Genomic DNA, 22,680 nt, shown 5'->3' on the forward strand with positions numbered 1-22,680 from the left:
ACAGCCGCTGTCGCGGTGTCAGCCTTCTACAGCGCTGGCAACGATCTGGCTGAGGGGCTTCTTCAATTTGAAGAAGCCCTTGCTGCTGTGAGGCCACACGCGTTGGTCGTGGACACGGGTGATGCGGTGCAAAGGCACGCCGTCCAGTTCCAGCGCACGCAGCACCGGCTCCACGCGGTCGTGAACCCAGCCGATCGGTGGGCGCGCGACGGCGATTGCGTCCACGCGGTCCCGGTTGAGCCAGTCGCGCACGGCTGCACGCCAATCCTCCCGGTCGTCGCCGTGCGGCGTCAGGTCGAAGGCGTGGCCTGCACGCTGCAGTGCATCGCTCAGTGCGGCACGCGTGAACTGCGCGGCGGCCGGCGCGAGGGGCGCGACCGATCGGGCGCAGGGGTCGGTCAGCGCGAGGACGCTGGCGGGTGCCTGTGGCAGCGGCAGCGACTCGGCCTGGCAATCACTCTCGAGCAGCAGCAACCCGAGGCGTGCGCCCGCCGGCAGCGGTGCTGTCGCGGAGAACACCGGCGGCTGCGGCGGTGGCAGGGGCGATTCGGTCAGCGCCGGTGCCGTATCGGCCAGACCCGTCACGGTACCGAAACGACCCCCTGTGAAGCGGGCGATGTTGTCTGCCGTCGCGCAGTAGGTCTTGCCGGGCGTGTGCAAGCCAGCGACCCAACGCCAGGAGCCCGTGTTGGCCGCCGGGTCGCCGTCGATCAGGTGGGTCAGGAAAACGTCGGCGCCAAGCTGCCAGGGAAGACGCAGGGTGAATACCCAGATGCTCGCGAACCACATGCGGGCGTGGTTGTGCAGGTAGCCCGTGTCGCGCAACTCGTGCACCCACGCGTCAAAACAGGCGATGCCGGTCTCGCCACGGGTGGCCGTTTCAACCTGCTCGCGCAAGCGGTCGTCGTCCTGAAGTGCGGCCTGTGCGGCAATGCGCTCCTCGAGGTACCGTGCCCAGACTGCCGGCCGGTGTTCGAGGTGACCGCGGAAATAGCCGCGCCACAACACCTCCGCGAGGTAGGCCTCGGCGTCGCGCACGGTGTGCTGCGCCGCCACCGCCCGCAGCACGTCGTCCTCGAGCAGCAAGCGGTGCCGCAACCACGGCGACAGGCGTGAGACAGCGCTGTGGTGACCCGGGCCGCGGTCGTGGTTGCGCTCGGCGCGGTAAGCGTGCCCGGCGCGCGGCAAAAAGGCCTGCAGGGCGGCCTCCGCGGCAGCGCGGCTTGGCTCGAACGGAGGCACTAGACCGCACCCGCGTCGTGCAGGGCGTCGATTTCATCAGGGCTGTACCCGAGTTCGCCGAGGATCGCGTGCGTGTCGGCGCCGAGCGCCGGCGGCGGTGCGGTGGTGCCCGGGGCGGTGCCGTCGATGTGCAAACCGGTGCGCGCGACGTGCACCGGGCGGTCGACGTGGGGGGTGTCCGGGTAGCTGCCAACCAGGCCGCGCGCTGCCACCTGCGGGTGGGCCAGCGCGGCAGGGACGTCGAGCACGGCGCCGGCGGGGACGCCGACGGCCGTGAGACGCTCGACCCAATGCGCCGTCGCTTCGCGCTGCAGGGCCGACTCCAGCGCCTGCTTCAACGCAGCGCGGTGTTCGAGCCGCGCCTGGCGCACCGCAAAGCGCGGGTCCTCCACCAGGGCGGGAAGACCGACGGTGTCGCAGAGGGCTTCGAACTGTTCCTGCTTGTTGGCGGCGATGTTGATCAGCCCGTCCGCGGTTGCAAAGGCCCCGGAGGGGCTCGCGGTGATGTTCTCGTTGCCCATCGCGCGCGGCGGCTGGTCGGCGACCAGGTAGTTCGAGACCGCCCATCCCATGGTGGCGAGCAGGGCGTCGAGCATCGACACGTCGATGAACGCACCGCGCTCGTCCACCGGTCGCGCCAGTGCCGCGCTGATTGCGAACGCGGCGGTCAGCCCGCCGACGGTGTCACCGACCGGGTAGCCGACCCTGAGGGGCGCACAGGTGTCGTCCCCGGTGATGCTCATCACCCCGGACAGCCCCTGGACAATCTGGTCGTAGGCCGGGGCACCGCGCAAGGGCCCGGTCTGGCCGAAGCCGGAAATGGCGCAGTAGATCAGCCGCGGGTTGTCAGCGCGAAGCGCCGCGTGGCCGAGCGACAGGCGGTCCATCACCCCCGGCCGAAAATTCTCGACCAGCACATCGGCACCGGCGACCAGCCGGCGCAACACGCGTTTGCCCTCGTCGTGCTTGAGGTTGACCGTGATCGAGCGCTTGCCGGTGTTCTGGGCGAGAAAGGACACGCCCATGCCCTTGGCGTTCAGCGTCGGGTCGGCGCCGAGTTGACGCGCGAGGTCGCCATTGCCAGGCACCTCGACCTTGATCACGTCGGCGCCGAGGTGGGCGAGCTGGTGGCAGCAGAACGGACCGGCCAGGACATTGGTGAGGTCGAGAACGCGGATGCCGGCGAGGGGGCGGTGGGCGTCAGTGGTCATGGGTGTTCGCGGTGCGTGCGCAGCCCGAGTGTATCAGCCGGTGTTGCGCCGTGGCCGTCGCGCGCGCGGCGAACGCACGCCGCTCTTGCGGCTGCCGTGTTTGTGTTGAATGGCATCCGCCTCGCGCTTGAAGGCCTCGCCCTTGCGCACCGCCCAGATCCGTTCGCGCGCGTGTTTGGCGGCGGCCAGGTGATCGACGATCGGCTCGGGGTAGCGCGAGCCAAGCAACGTGTGTGCGCCTTCCCACTCCCAGGGCATGTGAATGTACAGATCCGGCACGTCGTCGAGTTCCGGCAGCCAGCGGCGGATGAACTCCCCGCCGGGGTCCTGGTCGATGCCCTGCTTGACGGGGTTGTATATCCGCACCGTGTTGATGCCGGTGGTGCCCGATTGCATCTGCACCTGCGACCAGTGGATGCCGGGTTCGTAGTCGGTGAACTGCCGCGCGATGTGCTCGCCGGTGGCGCGCCAGTCGAGCCACAGGTGGTAGCTCGCAACCGCCACAAGCATGGCCCGCATGCGGAAGTTCATCCAACCGGTGTGAATCAGCATGCGCATGCACGCGTCAACGAAGGGCAGGCCGGTCTGGCCGCTGCACCACGCCTGCAAGAGCGCGGTATCGGGCTCGCACGGGCGAAGTCCGTCGTAGGCCCGGTGCAGGTTTTCGTGCTCGAGCCGCGGTTCGTCTTCGAGCTTCTGCATGAAATGGTCACGCCAGTGCAGCCGGCTTTCGAAGCTGCTCATCGACTGGCGCCACGGGGTCGGTCCGTCGAGTGCCTTGAGTTGGGCGCGGCGTGCCCAGGTGGCGTGGGCAACCTCGCGCATCGACAGCGCCCCCCAGGCGAGGTACGGGCTGATGCGGCTGCAATGGACAGCGCCGCTGACCGGACCGGACATGGCCGCGCGGTAGGGTGCGCCCCGCTCGTTGAGGAAGCTCGAGAGTGTCTCGAGGCCGACGTGTCGACCGCCGCGCTGGCGCTCGGGGCAGGGTGCCGTTGTGAGGCCGAGGTTGTCGCTGTCGGGGATGGCGCCGGGTTCGACGTCTGCCAGCGGCGGTAGCGCCTCGGGCGCGTTCACCACCGGCTCGGCCATGAACCGGTTCCAACGCCCGGCCCAGCCGTCCCGGTTACCCAACGGGCGGACCACGCCGGTCTGCTGCAGCTCGTGCCAGGGCAAACCGCGGTCGGCCGCCCAGGCCGCCACCGCGCGGTCGCGCGCGTAGGTCCAGGCGTTGCCGGTTTCCTCGTGCGACCAGATGGCGGCAACCCCGAGCTGTTTGCGCGCCCGTTCGAGAATCGGCACGGCCTCGCCAACGCGGATCACCAGCGGTTGACCGCGGGCTGCGAGGGCCTCGCGCAGTTCGGCCAGGGTCTCGGCGATAAAGGCCCACTGGCGCTCGGCGTGGTCGGGTAACGCCCACAAACCGGGCTCGGCGATGTAGAGCGGCAGCACCGGACCGTGCGCCGCGGCCTGCGCGAGCGCGGCGTGGTCCTGTACGCGCAGATCACGTTTGAACCAGACGAGTTGCAGGGGGGCGGTCATGGGCGCGTGCGTGGCGGTATCGGTGGCGGTGAGACCGATGGCGGGGGATTGGGTTCGTCAGCTGTGACGATCAATCAGTGCGTCGGCCAGCGTGGCACCGCTCGTGAAGGCACCCTCGACCCCGCCGCCGAGGCAGCCGTCGCCGATCGCGAAGAGCGTGTTGGCGGCGTTGTGCAGATAGGGCGCCTCGGCTGCGCGTCGCACGTTGGCGTAACGCCAGCGGTGTGCCTGGGTCTTGGCCACAGCCGTGCGCGGCATACCGAGGGCGTCGAGCACACTGGGCAGCAGCGCAGCGATGGCGGCGTCGGTGGTGAGTTCCAGCTGCGCACGGCTCCAGGCCTCGCTGGCGTGGGCGACCCAACCGGTGTTGTCGTCATCACGCCCCGGTTTGCCGGCGTTGCGGCCGAGCCAGACGAGCGGGCTGTCGGCGCCGAAGGCAGTGGACACATCGCGCGCGACGGGGGCGTGATCGGTGAGTTGCAGCAACAGCGCCCAGCAGGGGGCGTAGTCGACCGCGGCGAGGCGCGCGGCGAGATCGGTGTCGACGGCCGCCATCACCGCGGCCTGTGGCGACGGTGTCGCGAGGATCACCGCATCGGCCTGCACCGTGGTTCGGCGCCCGTCTATGGCGAGCGACCAGCCGTCACCCGCGGGCGCGACGGCCTGGATCTGTGTGTTTAGCTGTGGCGCGACGCCTGCCAAGGCGGGTTTGAGCCAGCTGTTCATGCGCGGCACACCCACGAAGCTGTTGACGCTCTCGCCGTCGGTGCGCGGTTGCCAGTGTTCGACGGCGTCCCCTGCAGCGGCGAGTGCGGCGCGAAGGACCTCGCTCTCAGCCGTGAAATGGGGCGCGCCGTGGTCAAAAGCGATCCCGGACGGCCAGCGCCGGGTGGCGAGCCGCCCACCGAGGCCGCGGCTCTTGTCGAAAAGCTGCACAGGAAAGCCTGCCGCGTGCAAACGTGCGGTGCAGGTGATGCCGGCGACGCCAGCGCCGACAACCGCAATGCGGGGCAGTGAAGCCATCGTGATCACTCGCAAAAACGGTGGAGCATACGCAAGGGGCCGCGGTAATGCGACTCGGTGTTCCCCGCGTCGGTCGGCGCCTTGCAAGCTGCATCAACACACGCCGCTGTGCATGACCAGCGGGCGTGAGCAAGCCGGCGGTGCCCTGGGCTCGGCAGACACGGCCTTGGCGCGGGTCAGCGTTGACACAACGTCAGGAGCGTTCTATCGCCGAGTCGCAACCTTGCCGGGTGCACACGATTGCGGCCGTTGTTCGGCCTTTTTCTGCAGTCGTTGCGTCCCCTATACTGCGAGCTCGTTTGACCACCAGGAGGATGATCATGTCAGTTGCCCGCGTAACCGAAATCACGGCTTCAAGTTCCAAAGGCTTTGACGATGCCGTTCGCAAAGGCATCAAACGCGCGTCCAAGACGCTCGAGAACATCACCGGTGCCTGGGTCGAGAGCCAGAAAGTGGTGGTGGAGGACGGCAAGGTCAGCGAGTACCGCGTGAACATGAAAGTCACGTTCGTGCTCAAGGGGTGAGGCAGAGCGTAGTACATGCCAAGCCTGGAAAAGGCGTCGGTATTGAACGGGTTTGCAGCGTGACCACGCTGACTGCCCGGTCCACCTGTGCGGAGCAGGCCGTGCAGTCGGCAAGCCGCGTGTTCACCTGAATGGCCGCTGACGACACGTCGGCATTGGTCCTCGGGGCGAGCGGCGGTTTGGGCGACGCACTGCTGACAGCGCTGCGTGCCCGCCGACCGCCAGCAGAGGTGGTCGGCCTGAGCCGCCGTGACCACGCGCTTGACATCACCGATGAAGCGAGCGTGGTATCGGCCGTGGCCGAGTTGACAGCCACCGGCCGACGCTTCGACACCGTGATCGACGCCACCGGCATCCTCGATGTCGATGGCCAGCGCCCGGAGAAAGCGTTTCGCGAAATCACCGCAGCGCACATGGCGCGCAGCTTTGCGGTCAACGCACTGGGCCCGGCGTTGCTGCTCAAGCACCTCATGCCGATGCTGATTGCCGACCGGCGCAGCGTGTTCGCCAGCTTGTCGGCGCGGATCGGCAGCATCGGTGACAACCGCCTCGGGGGCTGGATCAGCTACCGGGCCAGCAAGGCCGCCCTCAACCAGGTGGTGCGCTGCGCGGCCATCGAAGCCGGGCGCTCTCACCCACACGCCATTGTCGTGGCGCTGCACCCCGGCACGGTGGAAACCGAGCTCACGCGCCGCTACGCGCGCGGACGCTACACGGCGTCACCCGAGGTGGCGGCGGGGCAGCTGCTCGACGTGATCGACGGCCTGGACGCTGCCGACACCGGTGGCTTTTTCGATTTCGAGGGCCAGACCGTCGAGTGGTGACGCGCTGACCTCGGGGCGTGTCAGGCCACCGGCAGGCGGACCTGGAACTCGAAGCCGTGCGGCGCCCGGTTCGCGAGGTGCAGCGTGCCGCCGAGGCGTTCGGCGATTTCCTGGCAGATCGCAAGGCCAAGCCCGGCTCCGAGGCCGCTGGCGTGGTCTGCGGTGCGGAAGAAGGGCTCGCTGAGCCGCGCCAGCTGGTCCGCCGGCACACCGGGTCCGGTGTCGGTCACGCGGAACACCGCGTCGCCGCCATCCCGCGTCACAGCGACCGACACCGCACCGCCGTCGGGGGTGAACTTGATCGCGTTGGAGAGCGCATTGCGCACCACGTGTTGCAATTGGTGGTTGCGGTCGGTAACGGCCACCGACGCGAGCTGCTCGACGCTCAACTCGATGTCCTTGTGCTCGGCCAGGTGGACGAAGTCGGTGAGGTGTTCGCGCACCAGCGTGTCGAGGCCCACGACCGTGTCGTTGGTTGTTTGTTCGGCCTGCACACGGGCGAGATCGAGCAGTTGACCGACCAGCCGCTGCAAGCGCTCGACGCTGGTCGCCAGACGCGCCTGGCGCTCGGCGCGGGTCGCCTCGTCCGGCGCGGACGCGGTGTTCTCGAGCTGCAGCGACAGCGCGGTGATCGGTGTGCGCAGTTCGTGCGCCGCGTCGGCGATGAATCGTTGCTGGCGCGCGTTGAAGGCCGCGTTCTTGTCGAGCAGCGCGTCGATCGCGTCGACAAACGGCACCAGTTCCTCCGGCACGGCGGCGGTGTCGCCGAAGTCGAGCGTCAGGGAGTCGCTCTGGTCAACCCGTCGGGCGAGGGTGTTCAGCGGCGTGAAGTGGTGCCGGACGATCCAGGTCACCAGGAGCGGGGCGATCAGAAAGAGCAGCAGCAAGGGGGCGGCGGTGTTCCAGGCGCTGCTGCCGGCGAACTCGGTGCTGATGCTGTGTTGTTGCGCAACGATGAAGCGTTGACCGGCGCGGTTCGGGCGGGTGAGGTAGATCCGCCAGCGCTCGTTGCCCTCGTGCACGGTGTGAAACCCCGCGCGCAGGTTGCGCCGCACCTGGATGCTGCGGCGCGTTTCGCGGCCGAACTCCCAGATGCGGACAGCGCTGTCGTCGAAGCGGTCGTCGTCAAAGACCTCGTCGTCCGTGACCGCGCCGATCTGATTGGTCTCGACCAGTCGGCCGATCGAGAGCAGGACTTCGTCCTGCGCGTCGCTGACTTCGAAGTACGCCGAAATCGCAGCGGCGAGGGTGGCGAGGATCAGCAAGGCGAGCAAGGTGGCCAGCAGCGCTCGGCGCAGCCGACGGGCAAGTTGTGGGTGCGCCGGCGTCTCGCTCACGCTTTGGGCACCATCCAACCCAGGCCGCGCACGTTCTTGATCGTGGTCTTGTCGGTCTTCTTGCGCAGGCTGTGAATCAACACCTCGACGGCGTTGCTGCTCACTTCCTCGTTCCAGGTGTAGACCTGGGCCTCGAGTTCCTCGCGCGTGAAGATGCGCCCCGGGGTCAGTAGCAGGGTGTGCAGCAGGCGGTATTCCTTGCCGGTCAGCGTGATCTCGGCGCCGTTGTGCTCGGTGGTTTTGGTGGCGGGGTCGATCGTCAGCGTGCCGTTGCTCAGCACCGGCTGACCGGCACCGGCGTGCCGCCGGGCCACCGCGCGCACGCGGGCCATCAGCTCGCTGACCAGGAAGGGCTTGACCAGGTAGTCGTCGGCGCCGAGGTCGAGCCCGCTGATGCGGTCTTCGACTGCGTCTCGCGCGGTGATCACGATCACCGGCACGTTGTTGCGCTGGTCTCTGACGCGGCGCAGCACGGTCAAGCCGTCGGCGCCCGGCAGGCCGATGTCGAGCAGCACCAGCCCGAAACTGCCGGAGCGGATCGAGGCGAGGGCGGCGTTGCCGTCCCGGACCCAATCGGCCGCCATGCCAGCGTCTTCCAGCGCACTGGCGATGGCGGCCCCGATTTCCGGATCATCTTCGACGAGCAGAATGCGCATGGTGCGAACTATAACGCTCTGCCCTCAGGCCTGCGCTTCGGCCGTCGGTGCGGGTGCGGGTTCGGCGTCGATCGTGACGCCGTCCTCGGCCATGGCTTTCTCGACCTTGCGCCGCACCGCCCAACCACCGAGCAGCATGAGCGGCACCAGGGCCAGCGACACCGCGAGGATCAGGACGCTGGCCAGCACCGCGGCGACACCGATGCCCGCTGCGGTCAGCAGGGCCAGGGGACGAATCACCCAGCGGGTCATGCGGTCGTCGCCGTCGAGTCGCAGGTGTTTCAGCAACTCGCCGCGGTTCAGTGTGGTGCCGTCGATGTGCACCGAGTGGTTTGTGTTGATCATCAGAGTCTCCTTGTATCGTGTCGTGCGGGGTCCGTGCTGTCCTCAGAGGACAGCACCGGTTTCCCCGTCAATGTCGATGTCGGTGCGCGTGTTGTCCGGTCCGATCGTTTCGATCTCCCAGATCACCTTGCCGTCGTCGCGCTCGAGTTCGGCTTCGATCACCCGCGCATCCGCCGGGATGTCAGCCGCTTCGAGGGCCGCTTCGATACTCACGGCCTCGACCGTGTGCCGTGCCGGCTTGCGCTTCGCCTTTTGCTTGAGCACCTCACCGGTGTCAGCGTCGAGGATCAGGCGCGTGCGCTGCTGGTTCTCGTCCAGCAGTTTGATCTCCCAGACCATCTGGCCCTTGTGCCGCTCGAGTTCGGCGCCCATCACGGTGCCGGGCACCGCGGCCCGGGCCAGCGCGAGTGCGGCGGGCAGGTCGGTGCCGACAGCGGTCACGGCGTCGTACTTGGCGGTGTGGGCCTGCGCGGCGGACGTCACCGCGATCAGGGCGGCGAGGCTGGCGCCACCGAGGGCGGCGAGGGTGGTGGACTTCTTCATGGTGTGCTCCAAGTGTGTGTCTTCAGGGCTGGCGTTGCTGCCAGTGGTGTGAAGTCTATGGAGCGAAAATTAGGGATTTCTTAGATGCTGTCGTCACGAGCCGGATAATCGGCTGCAAACAACGTTTGCTGCGCTTCCGCTGCTCATGTACCAAAACGTACACTGCGCTGCGGTTCTCGCAAATCGTTGTTTTCGCTCGATTCTTCAACTCGTGACGACAACATCCAGCGAAGCTGGGCACGAGTGTAAAAGTGTGTCAGTGCACGTCAGCACGCGCAAAGGCTGGCGAGTGAGGGAAATGTGGGCGGCGTTGCGCCGCGCCACGGGTGCAGCCCGGGTCCCCGTGGCCCGGGCCACGGCTGGGTAGGGTGTCAGCCAACCACGCCGCCGTCCTCTCGGGTGACCGCGACGATCGCCGAGCGGGGCACGGCGTCGCCGCCCTCGGGCCAGTGGCCCTCGCCGCGCTCACCCGGGTGCTGGATACCGACGAACATGGTGCGGCGGTCCGGGCTCCAGGTCAGGCCGGTGACCTCGCACTGCTTCGGGCCGGTCATGAAGCGGCGGATCTCGCCGCTGGCCGGGTCACCCGCGAGCATCTGGTTGTTGCCCTGGCCGGCGTAGTCCTTCTCGTTCGAGTAGTTGCCGTCGGTCTGGATCCACAGCAGGCCGTTCGAGTCGAATTTCAAGCCGTCGGGGGAATTGAACATGTTGCCTTCATTGATGTTCTCCGAACCGGCTCGCGCGTCCTGGTGGACAGTCGGGTTACCCGCCAGCACGTAGAGGTCCCACTCAAAGTCGTTGCTGGTGTGGTCGGCGCCCTCTGGCCGCCAGCGTACGATCTGGCCGAACCTGTTGGCTTCGCGTGGGTTGGGCCCGCCGACCGGGGTCTCGTCGCCACCGGCATTGGGTTTTTTGCCGCGGTTCTTGTTGTTGGTCAGGCAGCAGTAGACCTCCGCGGACGTGGGGTTGGACGCGACCCACTCGGGGCGGTCCATCGTGGTTGCACCGACGGTCGAGGCCGCTTGGCGCGTGTGAATGCAGACCTCGGCCTGGTTGGTCATGCCGGTGGTCGCAGGCGAGAGTTCAAGCCATTTACCCGTGCCGTTCTCGTGGAAGCGTGCGGCGTAGAGCGTGCCGTCGTCGAGCAGGGAGTCGGTTTCACCGCCCGGCGCGTACACGCCGTTGGAGACGTAGCGGTAGAGGAACTCGCCACGCTCGTCGTCGCCCATGTAGACGACGATGCGCCCATCGGCGTTGACGACAACCTCGGCGTTTTCATGCTTGAAGCGGCCGAGTGCCGTCCGCTTCTTCGGGCGACTGGTCGGGTCCGCGGGATTGACCTCTGTCACGAACCCGTGGCGGTTGTACTCGTTGGCGGTCTTGGCAAGGTCGAAGCGGTCATCGATTCTGTGCCAATCGTAGCCGCGACCGCTAGGGGAAATACCGTAGCGTTTCATCTCCGGCGACACAGGGTATGCCTGGTCGTCGGTCGCGAAGTAGCCATTGAAGTTTTCTTCGCAGGCGAGGTATGTGCCCCAGGGGGTCGACCCGTTGCCGCAGTTGTTGAACGTACCTTGCGCCACTCGGCCGGCTGGGTCACGTCGCGTGCGCATCAGACTATGGCCAGCTGCCGGGCCTGCAATATCGATTTCAACGTCGGGGGTCACGCGGCGGTTGAAGGGGCTGTCCTTGACGATGCCCCAGACGCCGTCAGTCTCGACAATCTCGGTGACAGTCAGGCCGTGCGCGTTCATGCCTTTGAGGATGTCATCGTCGGACGCCGCCTTTCCATCGTCGTGGTTGCCCCAGATGATGCGTTTGTTGGTGTACTCGTTGTTGACGATCAGAATGGTCTTGTCCCCAACTGAATAGACTTCCATGCCGTCGTTGTTGTCGCCGAAAGCACGTGCCTGGCTCGCACCGGTACCGCGGGTCGCGTGGTCGAACTCTGGCACATCAGACCAGAGCGGGTCGCCCCAGCGGACCATGACCTGAGCACGGTAGCCCCGAGGCACTGCGACGCTGTCGTCGGTGCTCATGGACACGGCGTCAAACGCGAATCCGTTGGTGGCGGCGTGTGTGGCAGTGGGAACAAGCGTACTACCGAGGGCAGCGACGCCGCCGAACACCATGATGCCTTTCATCAGGTCGCGGCGCGTCAGTGCCCTGTCGACGATACGGTCGAAGTCGGTTTCGTTTGGTCTGGGATTGATGAGCTCATCGTAATCATCGAACGACATGTCGTCGTGCTTGCGCATGTTGCTCTCCTTGAAGATGCAATCAATTGTTATTTGCAAGTATGGCTACATGAAGTTGATACGCTACCACACATGCGCGGAGAGACACTGACGTGTGCTGTACGCCGAACGCTAACGTGACGCGGCCGCTGTATTGGAGGCGTCGAGCAAGGGGCGCATGGCCACCCGTGCACGAGCAAAAAGCGACTGTAACATCCACGGAGGACAACTGGGCTGTGTGGCATTGCAACCCCACTGTGCTGCGGTGATCTGGACAGCAGCCTGCGCTGCCATGCCTCGCGAGGCCGATGCGGTTCCGGATGGCACGGTCGCCGTGTGAGCAGGGCGCTGTCCCGGTCCGACTCGACTGGCTCGATTGCCTGCTGCGAGCAACACGCACGCACACCTGTGTTAACCGGACTGCGATGGCCAGTGGGGTGCTGCACCCGGCGCTGACGCGCGCCTGCAAGACACAGTGAACGTGACGCTTGGACTTCGGTCCGGTATCACGGCAGGGGAATGAACTCCTGGTCATCGCCCGGTGGCAGCGTAAAGGTCGTCTCGTCCCAATGACCCGATTGCGCGGCACGCTGCCAGGCGTGCTTGGCGTCTTCGATCTTCTCGCGTGACGAGGACACGAAGTTCCACCAGATGTGGCGAGGCCCGTTCAGCGTGGCGCCGCCGAGCAACATCAGTCGCGCGCCTTCGGACCCGGCTTGCACACTGATCTTGTCGCCGGGGCGAAAGACCGCCATACGGCCGGCGTCGAGGTCCTGGCCAGCCACGCGAATGCTGCCGCTGAGGATGTAGAGGCCACGGTCTTCGTGCTCGTCCGGCATGGGCAGGTGGGTGTGCGCTTCGAGCACGGCGTCGGCGTAGAAGAGCTCCGAATGGGTGCGCACCGGTGCGCGCTCGCCGTAGGCGCTGCCGAGGATCAGCCGCACCGTCTTGCCTTCGGCTTCGAGAAAGGGCAGCGCGTCGGCGCCGGTGTGCTCGAAATCGGGCGCGGTGTCCTCGTGCTCCTCTGGGAGGGCCAGCCAGGTCTGGATGCCGTAGAGTGCGTGGCGTGCGGCACGGGTCTCCGGGCTGGTGCGTTCGGAATGGGTGATGCCCTTGCCGGCGGTCATGAGGTTGACCTCGCCCGGGTAGATCATCTGGTTGGTGCCGAGCGAATCCCGGTGCTGGAATTCGCCTTGGAGCAGGTAGGTCACCGTGGCGAGGCCGATGTGCGGGTGCGGACGCACGTCGATGCCGCCCTCAGTGATGAATTCCGCCGGGCCCATCTGATCGAAAAAAATGAACGGGCCGACCAGCTGCCGTTGGGCGGTTGGCAGCGCGCGCCGTACGCTGAAGCCGCCGAGGTCGTGGGCGCGCGGGACGATCAGGGTCTCGATGGCGTCGACATCGCCCGGGTCGGGGCAGTGGGCGTCAAGTGCCGGGTTCCAACTCATGCTGCCTCCAGGTCGAACAACAGGATTTCCGCGCTCACGCCGGTATGCAGGGTCAAGCTTCCCGGTGCCGACACCGCGAGCCCGTCACCCTGGCGCAGCGGGGTATCGTTCACCGCGACGCTGCCGTTGACGACCTGAATCCAGACGGCCCGTCCCGGGGCCAGGGTGTGCGTGATCTGCTGGCTGCCCGACAGCGTGGCCGCGTACACGTCGGCCTGCGCCTGCACCCGCATCGACCCGTTGCGGCCGTCTCGCGACAGGAACAACGCGAGCTTGCCGTCCTTGTCGCTCGGGTCGATATCGAGCGTGTCGTAGCGCGGCTCGCCGCCGAGCTGATCGGGCATCAACCAGACCTGCAGGAAACGCACGGGATCGGTGTCAGACGGGTTGAACTCACTGTGCACCACACCGCGTCCGGCGCTCATGTATTGCACGCCGCCCGCACCCACCACGGAGCCGTTACCGAGGCTGTCACGGTGCTCGAGTGCACCCGCCACGACGTACGAGAAGATCTCGGCATCGCGGTGCGGGTGGGCGCCGAAGCCCTTGCCTGCACTGACGTGGTCGTCGTTGATCACGCGCAGGTTGGCGAACTGCATGTGCGCCGGGTCGTGGTAGTTTCCGAAACTGAAACTGTGCGCCGATGTCAGCCAGCCGAAGTCGGCCTGGCCGCGCGCGTCTGCGCGCCGCACCCGCAGCGCGGCTGCGGGCACGGGCGCGACGCCCGGATCCTGGGTGGCGGTCACGGTGGCCATGTCAGGCGGCCTCTGCCAGCGCGCGCGCTTCGGCCTGTGCTGCCGCGATCACCGCCGCCGGGTCCTTCGAGCCCGCGAGACCGGCGGCGCCGATCACGGTCACGTCGTGGATGCCGACGAAGCCGAGCACGTGTTTCAGGTACGGCGTCGCGAAGTCGATGTCGCTGCCGATCGGTGTGCCGCCCGACGTGGCGAGCACCACGGCGCGCTTGCCTTCGAGCAGGCCGACCGGACCGTTCTCGCTGTAGCGGAACGTCAACCCGGCGCGGGCGACCATGTCGACCCAGGCCTTGAGAGTGGCAGGTACACCGAAGTTGTAGATTGGCGTGGTGATCACCACCAGGTCTGCTGCCTTGAGCTCCGCGACGCGCGCGTCGGAGTAGGCGAGCGCGTCGCGCTGCGCGTCCGAGCGGGCATCGGCAGGTGTGAAGTTGGCACCGATCCAGTCGGCGTCCACGAACGGCGCGCCGGAGTTGGTGTCGAAGGCGGTCACGGTCGTGTCGTGTTGCGCAGCGAATGCGTCGACCAGTTGATCGCCGAGTTGTTTGGAGACGGAATCGGTCTGGCGCGCGCTGGCGTCGATGCGGAGGATGTGCATGGCAGGTTCACCGTTTTGAGTTCTGGTGTGGCTATAGTGGGCGTGCACACGCCAAAGATAAGCCCGCTTCGGCGGGTTACAGTGTTCTCAGAATCGCAACAACACCGCAGACCTCATGAGCCGATTTGACGAAATTGCCGTGTTTGTCCGAACCGTGGAAGCCGGTTCCTTCACCGCCGCCGCCACGCAACTGGGCATCGGCAAGTCGATCGTCAGCCGCCGGATTCGCGAGCTCGAGCAACGCCTGGGTGCCCAGCTGCTGGTGCGCTCGACACGCACACAGCACCTGACCGACGAGGGCCAGGCCCTCTACGAGCGCGCCACCGAGTTGCTGGCAGCCTGGCAGGACATGGAGTCGCTCGGACGGGTTGAAGACAGTCCGCTGGCCGGGCGTATCCGGGTGTCGGTCCCGCTCTCCTTTGGCCTTGCGCGCTTCGGCCCAGCGCTCTCGTCGTTCTGCGAACTGCACCCGGATGTACACCTCGACGTGCAGTTCAGCGATCGCAAGGTAGATCTGATCGCCGAAGGATTCGACGTGGCGTTGCGGATCGCCGATCTGCCGGACTCGACCTTGAAGGCGCGGAAGCTCGAAACCATCACCCACACCGCGGTGGCGAGCCCTGTCTTTTTGCTGCAAAACGGCACACCGACCCGCCCCGCGGACCTCACGCTGATGCCGGAACTGCGCTTTGGCCTGCGCGAGCGCAAACGCTGGCCGTACGTGGACACCGACGGCACCGTGGGCGAGATTGAGTTGCAGGCCCGGTTGTCAGCCGACAACGGTGAGTTTCTCTGCGACGCGGCGTGTCGCGGGCTCGGCGTCGTGCTCTTGCCCCGGTTCATCGTCGATCAGGCGATTGAACGCGGTGATCTGGTTGAACTGCTGCCCGACGTTGACTGGTACACGCTCGAACTGTTTGCGGTCTATCCGGCCACGCGGCACTTGCCGCAGCGCGTGCGCGCCCTGATCGATCACCTGGTCGACTGTTGCGGTGGCTCGGAGGCTGGCTGATCGTTGCAATCTTGGCCTCGTTGATGGCTGTCGGTGCCACGTCGCCGCCGACTGTCCCGAAACACACAGACACAGGCGACCAGCAGACCAGCTGCCATCGCATACCAGGTGAGCGCGTAGCTGAGGTGGTTGTTTCGGAACGTGAGTGGCATCAGGCTGCCGCGTGGCCAGGCGTCGGGAGCCAGGGCGTGTTCAGCTGCGATGTAGAAGGGTTCTGCACGTGACAGCCCGGCGTGGGTGCTGAGTTGCGCCGTGTCGGGCGAAAACCACCGCCCGGCCGTCGGGTCGTTCTTCTCGAGCAGCGTGCCATGTGGCACCGATGCACGCACATGGCCCAGGATGGTCTGCGTGCCCTCGGGCGACACCCAGTCTGCGGGGCCACTGCCACTGGGCACAAACCCTCGGTTGATCCAATAGACACCCTCTGCTGCAAACAGTGGGGCCATGAGCCAGTGGCCCGGACCGAGTTCGGTGACCGCTTTGACTCTCTGGCTCAGATCGTGATCGAAGACACCGGTCACGGCCACACGTGCATAGCGGTGGCGGGACACATCGAAGTGCGTCGGTGGAGCCACCGGAGGCTGGAAGGCGCGGGCGGTCACCGTGTCGATGAGGTCCTGTTTCCACGCCAGGCGCCGTAGCTGCCAGTTGCCCAGCAGAACCAGGCACACGAACACCAGCAGCGTGGCGCACACCACGGTGACGCGCACCCAAGGACGGCGCTGCGTGTCCATCTCAGGGCAGGTTGCGCACGCGGTCGATCAATTCGTGGTCCGGCATCATGTTGTCGTGCAAGTGCAGCATGACCCAAATGGAGCCGGCGAGAATGATGACCAGCAGAATGGCAGTGAACACCAGCGACAGTGCCTGCCATCCGGCTTCCACCTTGATCGAGACATGCAGGAAATAGTGCACGTGCACGAGGATTTGTGCGGCGCCGAGGCCGAAGATCACCATCAGACTGACACCGAGGTTGTCGGCCTGACCCGACATCACCCAGGCAAACGGGATCACGGTCAGTACCACGGACAATGCAAACCCGGTGAGATAGCCGCGTGTGGTTGCGTGCATGCTGTCGGCGTGCTCTTGGCTCACAGGATCACCCCTGTCAGGTACACGAAGGAAAACACCCCGATCCAGATGAGGTCGAGGAAATGCCAGAACAGGCTCAGGCACATCACGCGCCGCTCGTTTGCGGGTGTGATGCCGTGCAATCCCAGCTGCGAGAGCAGGACACAGAGCCAGATCACGCCGACGGTGACGTGCAGGCCGTGGGTGCCCACCAACAGGTAGAACGAAGACAGGAAGGCGCTTGCGTTCGGTGTGGCGCCGATTTGCCACAGGTGGGCGAATTCATAGATCTCTAGTCCGAGGAACCCCAACCCGAAGAGCCCGGTGACAATCAGCCAGACAACTAAGGCGCGCAGTTGCCGTGCTTGCATCGCGATCATTGCGAAGCCATAGGTGATCGACGACAGCAGCAACATCGCCGTCGACACCGCAATCAGGCGAAGATCGAACAGGTCCGCTGGTGAAGGGCCTGCGGCGTAGTTCTGGCCGAGCACGGCGTGCACAGCGAACAGGATGCCGAAGATCAGACAATCGCTCATCAGGTACAGCCAGAATCCCAGCATGGTGGGGGAGCTGTGGCCGTGATCGCCCTCGTCGATCACGTAGAAATCCGATGTCTGCGGGGGATCGCCCAACGGGATGTCGAGCGCCGTGGCGGTCGGTGTCGGTGTGCTCACGTTGCGGCACTCCCGCTTGAGCCCGGTCCACCGGCCGACTCGATGGCGGCCACTTCGTCGACGGGGACGTGGTAATCACGGTCGTAGTCGAAGGTGTGCATGATCGCGTAGGCCACCGTCGACAGGAAGGCCGCCGCGGCCAGCCACCAGACATGCCACACCAACGCAAACCCCATCACCGTCGCCGCAGCCGAGATCAGCACGCCCGAGGCAGTGGATTTCGGCATGTGAATCGGTTGAAAGTGTGCACCTGGCCGAGCGACGCCCAGTTTTTTCATCTGCGCCCAGGCATCAAGCTCGTGGACTTTGGGCGTGAGTGCGAAGTTGTAATACGGTGGCGGGGAGGTCGTTGACCACTCCAGTGTGCGACCGTCCCAGGGGTCGCCGGTGTGATCTCGCAGCGACTCACGGCGCAGAACCGACACCACGATCTGGATGATGAACGCAACGACGCCGACAGCGATGAGCAGGGCGCCGATCGCCGCAGTCACGAAAAAGGCGCCGTAGATTGTGTCTTCGAACTGGCTGAGTCGGCGTGTCACACCCATCAGGCCGAGGACATAGATCGGCATGAAGGCAAGGTAGAAGCCAGCCACCCAGCCCCAGAAGCTGACCTTGCCCCAGAACGGGTCGAGCTTGAAGCCGAACGCCTTGGGAAACCAGAACACGATGCCTGCGAAGATGCCGTAGACGACACCGCCGATGATGACGTTGTGGAAGTGCGCAATCAGGAACAGGCTGTTGTGGAGCACGTAGTCCGCTGGCGGTACGGCGAGCAACACGCCCGTCATGCCACCGATGACGAAGGTCAGCATGAAGGCCAGCGTCCACATCATCGGGAGCTCGAAACGCACACGGCCCTTGTACATCGTGAACAACCAATTGAACAGCTTCGCACCTGTCGGTATCGAGATGATCATGGTCGTGATGCCGAAAAAGGAGTTCACGCTTGCGCCGGCCCCCATCGTGAAGAAATGGTGCAACCACACGATGTACGACAGGATCATGATCACGCAGGTGGCGTACACCATCGAGGTGTAGCCGAACAGACGCTTGCCGGTGAACACTGGCACGATTTCGGAAAAGATGCCGAAAATCGGCAGTATCAGGATGTAGACCTCCGGGTGACCCCAGATCCAGATCAGGTTCACGTACATCATCGGGTTGCCACCGAGGTCGTTCGTGAAGAAGTTGGTACCGAGGTAACGGTCTGCGGTCAGCAGCGCCAGGGTTGCCGACAACACCGGGAAAGTCGCCACGATCAACACGTTGGTGCAGAGCGTGGTCCAACAGAACACCGGCATCTTCATCCAACTCATGCCGGGCGCACGCATCTTGACCAGCGTGACGATGAGGTTGATTCCCGAGAGCGTCGTGCCGATGCCTGCGATGTTGAGCGACCAGAGGTAGTAGTCCATCCCGACGCCGGGGCTGAAGGTGAGGCCGGACAACGGCGGGTACGCCAACCAACCGGCAGTCGAGAACTCGCCCACGAACAGTGACACCATGATGAGCACGGCGCCCGACACTGTCAGCCAGAAACTGAGGTTGTTCAGGAAGGGGAAAGCGACATCCCGCGCACCGATCTGCAACGGCATCACGTAGTTCATGAAGCCGGTCACGAGCGGCATCGCGACGAAGAAGATCATGATCACGCCGTGCGCGGTGAAGATCTGGTCGTAGTGGTGCGGGTCGAGGAAGCTGCCAATGCCCATGGACGCGAGCGCCTGTTGGGCGCGCATCAACAGCGCATCGGCGAAACCGCGCAGCAACATCACGATACCCAGCACCATGTACATGATGCCGATTTTCTTGTGGTCCACCGAGGTGAACCATTCGCGCCAGAGGTAGCCCCAGAGTTTGAAGTAGGTCAGCGCGCCAACGAGCGCGGCCCCGCCAACTACCACCCCGATGAAGGTCGACAGGATCACCGGATCGTAGAGCGGGAACACGTCCCAGGTCAGCTTGCCGAAAAGGGGGTGTGCGGTGTCGGCGCCGGCCGTGCCGTGTGCGTCAAGAGCTGAGGCCATGGGTCACACTCCGCGGATCGGTGTTCGGGTGTCGGGTCGCAGTCGCGTGGTCACGTCAGTACTCCGCGAAAAGCTGCCACTGATCGCGCGCAGCGGGTTTGAGCAAGGCGAGCAGGGCGCGCGAATCGTCGGCGAGACACATGCCACGGTAGATCTCGCGGTTGTGCAAACCGAGCAAACCACCACCGCCGAGTGCATCAACCATCATCATGTCGTTCTGGCAGAGCGACTCGCCGTCCACGCACCGGTTCAGGATCGCCTCCCAGAGCCCGTCTTCGACACTGCTGAAAAAGCGGACCGGGTCGTCGATGCTCGGAGTCGCCGTCTCCAGGTACTGCGCCCGGTTCAGCGCAGTGTCGCTGCTGCGCACGCCGTCGACCCACGCGTCGAAACCGGCCTGATCGAACGCGTGCATCTTGAAGCGCATGTGCGAAAAACCGGCACCGCTGTAGTTTGCCGAGAAACCGTCGTAGCTTCCCGGTTCGTTCAACACCGCATTGAGCTCCGTCTCCATGCCGGCCATGGTGTAGATCATGCCCGACATGGCCGGGATGTAGAACGCGTTCATGACGGTTTCGGAGGTCAGTTTGAACTCGATGGGTCGATCGACCACGGATGCCAATTCGTTGACGGTGGCGATCTTGTATTCCGGGTAGATGAACATCCACTTCCAGTCCAGCGCGACCACCTGGACCTGCAGAGGCTCGACGTCTTCGGTGACGGGTGTGGTTTCGTCGATGCGTGTGAGCGGGTCGTAGGGGTTCAGCCGGTGTGTGGCAACCCAGGTCAGGCCCGCGAGGCAGATGATGATGGCCATCGGCACAGACCAGATGACGATTTCCAGGCTGATCGAGTGGTCCCAGTCGGGCTCGTAGGTGGCGTTCTTGTTGCTCGCACGGAAGTGGAACGCGAAGAACACGGTCATCGCCATGACCGGCAGGATGACGATGAGCATCATGATGGTCGAGTAGACGATCAGATCGGCTTGTTGGCTTGCGACGTCGCCGGAGGGATCCATCACGACCAGCTCGCAGCCGGAGAGCATGAGTAAGCTGACGAGCAGCGTCGCGCGAGTGAGGCTATTGTTCATGGCGTCCACCGAACATCCTGTTTGGCGAAGGGCGTCCGGGCAGCCGATGAACGGCGCTCGCTTCCCTGTGTCGGAGCCTACAACAGACGCGGGAATTTTGCCGATCCGAGACGGATTTCTGTATATTTTTTGTCTGCGTCACGGCGTGGCGTGACGGCGATGTGGGAACGGAACATGGCGCAAGAGAACACACCTATCAAACCCTCTGTCTCAATCGATGAAGTGGTCACGACGGTCGTCATGGCGCGTGTGACCGATTTTTTCGGATTCTTCGTTTACGCAATCGCGTCGGCGTTGGTCTTCCCCAGGTTGTTTTTTCCGATGTTCGAGCCGTTGACCGGCACACTCATCAGCTTTTCCGTGTTTTCACTCGCGTTTCTGGCGCGGCCTGTCGCCGCCCTGTTGGGTCGCAAGCTGCAGGACCGCATCGGCAAAGCGGGCAAGATCGTCGTTGGTTTGTTGCTGCTCGGAAGCGCCACGATGGCGATAGGCCTGTTGCCGAGCTTTGACAGCATTGGCTGGTATGCACCCGCATTGCTGGTTGTACTGCGAGTCATTCAAGGGCTGGGCCTCGGTGCGTCATGGGACGGCTTTACGCTGCAGTTGCAGGCCGCGTCTCCAGTCAACCGACGCGGTCTGTACGGGATGGTTCCGCAGTTGGGCGCACCCATCGGCTTTGCTGTCGCAGCTTCGCTATTTTACGTCTTGACCGACTTTTTAACAGAAGAAGAATTTTTCTCTTTCGGGTGGCGTTTTGCATTTTTCTGCGTGCTTGCCGTCAACATCGTTTCCCTGTTCGCCCGCTTGCGACTGCTGACAGAGAACTTCGGCAGCGACCCTGCGCTTCTCGAGCCGTCGCGATCGCCCACGTCGACCACGGCAAGACAACGCTGGTCGACCAGCTGCTGTACCAGTCGGGCCGCTACCGGTCCGAGCAGCTCGACAAGCTCGCCGGCGGTCAGCACGGCCTGGTGTTCGACTCGAACGACCTGGAGCGTGAACGCGGCATCACGATCTTCAGCAAGAACTGCGCCGTCCGGTACCAGTCGGCCGCGGGCGACGACTACCGGATCAACCTGATCGACACGCCGGGCCACGCCGACTTCGGCGGTGAGGTCGAGCGTGTGCTGATGATGGCCGACGGCGTGCTCCTGCTGGTCGACGCCTTCGAGGGGCCGATGCCCCAGACCCGGTTTGTGCTGCAGAAGGCGCTCGGCCTGGGGCTCAAGCCGATCGTGGTCGTCAACAAGGTCGACCGCCCCGACAGCCGCCCCGACGAGGTGCTGACCGAGGTGTTCGACCTGCTGGTGGACCTCGGCGCCGACGACCACACGCTGGACTTCGCCGTTCTGTACGCGTCGGCCAAGCAGGGCTGGTCCGCGGAGCACCTGACGGACGAGCGGACCGACATGCGGCCGCTGCTCGAGGCGATCGTGGAGCACGTTCCCCCGCCCGGCGGCGACGCCGACGCCCCGACCCAGTTGCTCATCACCACGGTCGATTACTCAGAGTTCGTCGGCCGGATCGGCATCGGCAAAGTGCTAGCCGGCAGCGTCGCCAACCGCGGCCGTGTGGCGGTGGTAACTCGGACCGGCGAGGCCACGCAGCAGCAGATCGGTCAGCTGTTTACGTTCGATGGGCTTGATCGCACGGAGGTGGAAACGGTCGCCTGCGGGGACATCGCCGCGCTGGTGGGCCTCGACCCCATCGAGATTGGCGACACCGTCTGTTCGGCCGAAAGCCCCGTGGCGGCGCCCGCGATCGCCATCGACGAGCCAACGCTGCACATGACTTTCCGGGTGAACGACGGCCCGCTCGCCGGCCGCGAGGGCGACTACTTAACCAGCCGGCAGATCGGCGCCCGCCTGGAGAAAGAACTCCGCAGCAACGTCGCCCTGCGGGTCGAGCCAGGCGCCACGCGCGACCAGTTCCGTGTCTCCGGCCGCGGGTTGATGCACCTGGGGATCCTGATCGAGAACCTCCGCCGCGAGGGATTCGAGCTCAGTGTCGGCAAGCCCGAGGTCGTGCTCCGCGATCTGGACGGAGTCAAGGAAGAGCCGATCGAGCGGCTCGTGGTCGACGTGCCCGAGGAGCACCAGAGCGCGGTCATGTCGCTGGTGGGCGACCGCCGGGCGGAGGTGATCGCCCTGGGCCAGCGGGCGGGAACATCTGGCTTTGTGCACATGGAGTTTTCCATCCCCGCCCGGTCGCTGATTGGCCTGCGCAGCCGGCTGCTGACCGCCACCGCCGGCAACGCCATCATCCACCACACCGTGATCGGCTACGAGCCGGTCCGTGGCGCCACGCCGCCGCGGCCCGCGGGCGTGCTGATCGCTAGCGAACCCGGCATGGTGACCGCCTACGCCCTGGACGCGCTCTACGACCGCGGCGTCTTCTTCGTACGCCCCGGCGACGAGGTGTACGAGGGCCAAGTCGTTGGCGAGAACTGCAAAGCGGGCGATCTGGTGGTTAACGTCGTTCGCGGCAAGAAGCTCACCAACATCCGGGCCGC

The 22,680-nt window shown here is 65.4% G+C and carries 21 protein-coding genes and 1 pseudogene; 5 read left to right on the plus strand and 17 right to left on the minus strand.

Translation table 11 applies throughout. The annotated features are described in order from the left end of the window. Positions 1 to 18: 18 nt before the first annotated feature. The 4 genes from AAGA11_04375 to AAGA11_04390 are packed head-to-tail and all read right to left on the minus strand — an operon-like array spanning position 19 to position 5,018. The gene (locus AAGA11_04375; GenBank protein ID MEM9602073.1) at positions 19 to 1,242 is read right to left on the minus strand and encodes an FAD-binding domain-containing protein; all 1,224 of its coding nucleotides are present in this window, start codon (positions 1,240 to 1,242) and stop codon (positions 19 to 21) included. After that, positions 1,242 to 2,453 carry a CaiB/BaiF CoA-transferase family protein gene (locus tag AAGA11_04380; protein MEM9602074.1) on the minus strand — a complete coding sequence of 404 codons (1,212 nt, stop codon included), beginning with the start codon at positions 2,451 to 2,453 and terminating at the stop codon, positions 1,242 to 1,244. The genes AAGA11_04375 and AAGA11_04380 overlap by 1 nt, the downstream gene beginning before the upstream one ends. 33 nt (positions 2,454 to 2,486) lie before the next feature. Continuing rightward, positions 2,487 to 3,995, minus strand: a complete 1,509-nt coding sequence (locus AAGA11_04385; GenBank protein MEM9602075.1) for a deoxyribodipyrimidine photo-lyase — start codon at positions 3,993 to 3,995, stop codon at positions 2,487 to 2,489. Positions 3,996 to 4,052: 57 nt separating this feature from the next. Further along, positions 4,053 to 5,018, minus strand: coding sequence for an NAD(P)-binding protein (locus AAGA11_04390; GenBank protein MEM9602076.1), 966 nt, complete (start codon positions 5,016 to 5,018; stop codon positions 4,053 to 4,055). Between the two features lie 320 nt (positions 5,019 to 5,338). Between AAGA11_04390 and AAGA11_04395 the strand changes: the two genes are divergently transcribed. Both AAGA11_04395 and AAGA11_04400 read left to right on the plus strand, forming a co-directional pair. Beyond that, on the plus strand, positions 5,339 to 5,542 hold the full coding sequence (locus AAGA11_04395; GenBank protein ID MEM9602077.1) for a dodecin family protein: 204 nt from the start codon (positions 5,339 to 5,341) through the stop codon (positions 5,540 to 5,542). Between the two features lie 131 nt (positions 5,543 to 5,673). After that, positions 5,674 to 6,366, plus strand: coding sequence for an SDR family NAD(P)-dependent oxidoreductase (locus AAGA11_04400; protein ID MEM9602078.1), 693 nt, complete (start codon positions 5,674 to 5,676; stop codon positions 6,364 to 6,366). A 20-nt stretch (positions 6,367 to 6,386) separates the two neighbouring features. Here AAGA11_04400 and AAGA11_04405 read toward each other — a convergent pair whose 3' ends face one another. The 8 genes from AAGA11_04405 to AAGA11_04440 all read right to left on the minus strand — a co-directional run bounded on the left by AAGA11_04405 (position 6,387) and on the right by AAGA11_04440 (position 14,288). Further along, positions 6,387 to 7,703: a HAMP domain-containing sensor histidine kinase gene (locus tag AAGA11_04405; GenBank protein MEM9602079.1), complete on the minus strand. Its 1,317-nt coding sequence runs from the start codon at positions 7,701 to 7,703 to the stop codon at positions 6,387 to 6,389. Continuing rightward, the gene (locus AAGA11_04410) at positions 7,700 to 8,359 is read right to left on the minus strand and encodes a response regulator transcription factor (protein ID MEM9602080.1); all 660 of its coding nucleotides are present in this window, start codon (positions 8,357 to 8,359) and stop codon (positions 7,700 to 7,702) included. Before AAGA11_04410 ends, AAGA11_04405 begins: the two co-directional genes overlap by 4 nt. Before the next feature lie 24 nt (positions 8,360 to 8,383). Continuing rightward, complete coding sequence (locus AAGA11_04415) at positions 8,384 to 8,704, minus strand: hypothetical protein (protein MEM9602081.1); 321 nt, start codon at positions 8,702 to 8,704, stop codon at positions 8,384 to 8,386. 42 nt (positions 8,705 to 8,746) lie between these two features. Beyond that, on the minus strand, positions 8,747 to 9,247 hold the full coding sequence (locus AAGA11_04420) for a PepSY domain-containing protein (protein ID MEM9602082.1): 501 nt from the start codon (positions 9,245 to 9,247) through the stop codon (positions 8,747 to 8,749). A 371-nt stretch (positions 9,248 to 9,618) separates the two neighbouring features. Beyond that, a complete protein-coding gene (locus tag AAGA11_04425; protein MEM9602083.1) occupies positions 9,619 to 11,505 on the minus strand; it encodes a PhoX family phosphatase in 1,887 nt (628 codons plus the stop codon). Between the two features lie 485 nt (positions 11,506 to 11,990). Next, on the minus strand, positions 11,991 to 12,935 hold the full coding sequence (locus tag AAGA11_04430; protein MEM9602084.1) for a pirin family protein: 945 nt from the start codon (positions 12,933 to 12,935) through the stop codon (positions 11,991 to 11,993). Then, complete coding sequence (locus AAGA11_04435; protein ID MEM9602085.1) at positions 12,932 to 13,690, minus strand: pirin family protein; 759 nt, start codon at positions 13,688 to 13,690, stop codon at positions 12,932 to 12,934. The genes AAGA11_04430 and AAGA11_04435 overlap by 4 nt, the downstream gene beginning before the upstream one ends. Before the next feature lies 1 nt (position 13,691). Continuing rightward, a complete protein-coding gene (locus tag AAGA11_04440) occupies positions 13,692 to 14,288 on the minus strand; it encodes an NAD(P)H-dependent oxidoreductase (protein MEM9602086.1) in 597 nt (198 codons plus the stop codon). A gap of 115 nt (positions 14,289 to 14,403) precedes the next feature. On the opposite strand from AAGA11_04440, the gene AAGA11_04445 reads away from it, so the two are divergent. Next, positions 14,404 to 15,300, plus strand: coding sequence for a LysR family transcriptional regulator (locus tag AAGA11_04445; GenBank protein MEM9602087.1), 897 nt, complete (start codon positions 14,404 to 14,406; stop codon positions 15,298 to 15,300). Here AAGA11_04445 and AAGA11_04450 read toward each other — a convergent pair. The 5 genes from AAGA11_04450 to cyoA all read right to left on the minus strand — a co-directional run bounded on the left by AAGA11_04450 (position 15,261) and on the right by cyoA (position 20,168). Next, on the minus strand, positions 15,261 to 16,034 hold the full coding sequence (locus tag AAGA11_04450) for an SURF1 family protein (GenBank protein MEM9602088.1): 774 nt from the start codon (positions 16,032 to 16,034) through the stop codon (positions 15,261 to 15,263). The genes AAGA11_04445 and AAGA11_04450 overlap by 40 nt on opposite strands. 1 nt (position 16,035) lies before the next feature. Next, on the minus strand, positions 16,036 to 16,395 hold the full coding sequence (gene cyoD / locus AAGA11_04455; protein ID MEM9602089.1) for a cytochrome o ubiquinol oxidase subunit IV: 360 nt from the start codon (positions 16,393 to 16,395) through the stop codon (positions 16,036 to 16,038). After that, positions 16,392 to 16,973: a cytochrome o ubiquinol oxidase subunit III gene (gene cyoC / locus AAGA11_04460; GenBank protein ID MEM9602090.1), complete on the minus strand. Its 582-nt coding sequence runs from the start codon at positions 16,971 to 16,973 to the stop codon at positions 16,392 to 16,394. The genes cyoD and cyoC overlap by 4 nt, the downstream gene beginning before the upstream one ends. A gap of 71 nt (positions 16,974 to 17,044) precedes the next feature. Continuing rightward, positions 17,045 to 19,078 (minus strand): cytochrome o ubiquinol oxidase subunit I, encoded by a 2,034-nt coding sequence (cyoB, locus tag AAGA11_04465; GenBank protein MEM9602091.1) that lies wholly within the window; start codon positions 19,076 to 19,078, stop codon positions 17,045 to 17,047. A gap of 55 nt (positions 19,079 to 19,133) precedes the next feature. Then, a complete protein-coding gene (cyoA, locus tag AAGA11_04470) occupies positions 19,134 to 20,168 on the minus strand; it encodes a ubiquinol oxidase subunit II (GenBank protein MEM9602092.1) in 1,035 nt (344 codons plus the stop codon). A gap of 240 nt (positions 20,169 to 20,408) precedes the next feature. Here cyoA and AAGA11_04475 point away from each other — a divergent pair. Both AAGA11_04475 and AAGA11_04480 read left to right on the plus strand, forming a co-directional pair. Continuing rightward, a pseudogene (locus AAGA11_04475) lies at positions 20,409 to 20,978 on the plus strand (MFS transporter). Between the two features lie 80 nt (positions 20,979 to 21,058). Then, a partial coding sequence (locus tag AAGA11_04480; GenBank protein MEM9602093.1) for a GTP-binding protein occupies positions 21,059 to 22,680 on the plus strand: 1,622 nt, incomplete at its 3' end.

This window comes from Pseudomonadota bacterium (assembly GCA_039196715.1).
Classification (GTDB): Bacteria; Pseudomonadota; Gammaproteobacteria; order CALCKW01; family CALCKW01; genus CALCKW01.

Excerpts from the sequence above, each read along its gene's own strand:
- AAGA11_04380 (MEM9602074.1), bottom strand. The coding sequence starts at position 2,453 with ATGACCACTGACGCCCACCGCCCCCTCGCCGGCATCCGCGTTCTCGAC.
- AAGA11_04385 (MEM9602075.1), bottom strand. The coding sequence starts at position 3,995 with ATGACCGCCCCCCTGCAACTCGTCTGGTTCAAACGTGATCTGCGCGTA.
- AAGA11_04390 (MEM9602076.1), bottom strand. The coding sequence starts at position 5,018 with ATGGCTTCACTGCCCCGCATTGCGGTTGTCGGCGCTGGCGTCGCCGGC.
- AAGA11_04395 (MEM9602077.1), top strand. The coding sequence starts at position 5,339 with ATGTCAGTTGCCCGCGTAACCGAAATCACGGCTTCAAGTTCCAAAGGC.
- AAGA11_04400 (MEM9602078.1), top strand. The coding sequence starts at position 5,674 with ATGGCCGCTGACGACACGTCGGCATTGGTCCTCGGGGCGAGCGGCGGT.
- AAGA11_04410 (MEM9602080.1), bottom strand. The coding sequence starts at position 8,359 with ATGCGCATTCTGCTCGTCGAAGATGATCCGGAAATCGGGGCCGCCATC.
- AAGA11_04415 (MEM9602081.1), bottom strand. The coding sequence starts at position 8,704 with ATGATCAACACAAACCACTCGGTGCACATCGACGGCACCACACTGAAC.
- AAGA11_04420 (MEM9602082.1), bottom strand. The coding sequence starts at position 9,247 with ATGAAGAAGTCCACCACCCTCGCCGCCCTCGGTGGCGCCAGCCTCGCC.
- AAGA11_04425 (MEM9602083.1), bottom strand. The coding sequence starts at position 11,505 with ATGCGCAAGCACGACGACATGTCGTTCGATGATTACGATGAGCTCATC.
- AAGA11_04430 (MEM9602084.1), bottom strand. The coding sequence starts at position 12,935 with ATGAGTTGGAACCCGGCACTTGACGCCCACTGCCCCGACCCGGGCGAT.
- AAGA11_04435 (MEM9602085.1), bottom strand. The coding sequence starts at position 13,690 with ATGGCCACCGTGACCGCCACCCAGGATCCGGGCGTCGCGCCCGTGCCC.
- AAGA11_04440 (MEM9602086.1), bottom strand. The coding sequence starts at position 14,288 with ATGCACATCCTCCGCATCGACGCCAGCGCGCGCCAGACCGATTCCGTC.
- AAGA11_04445 (MEM9602087.1), top strand. The coding sequence starts at position 14,404 with ATGAGCCGATTTGACGAAATTGCCGTGTTTGTCCGAACCGTGGAAGCC.
- AAGA11_04450 (MEM9602088.1), bottom strand. The coding sequence starts at position 16,034 with ATGGACACGCAGCGCCGTCCTTGGGTGCGCGTCACCGTGGTGTGCGCC.
- cyoB (MEM9602091.1), bottom strand. The coding sequence starts at position 19,078 with ATGGCCTCAGCTCTTGACGCACACGGCACGGCCGGCGCCGACACCGCA.
- cyoA (MEM9602092.1), bottom strand. The coding sequence starts at position 20,168 with ATGAACAATAGCCTCACTCGCGCGACGCTGCTCGTCAGCTTACTCATG.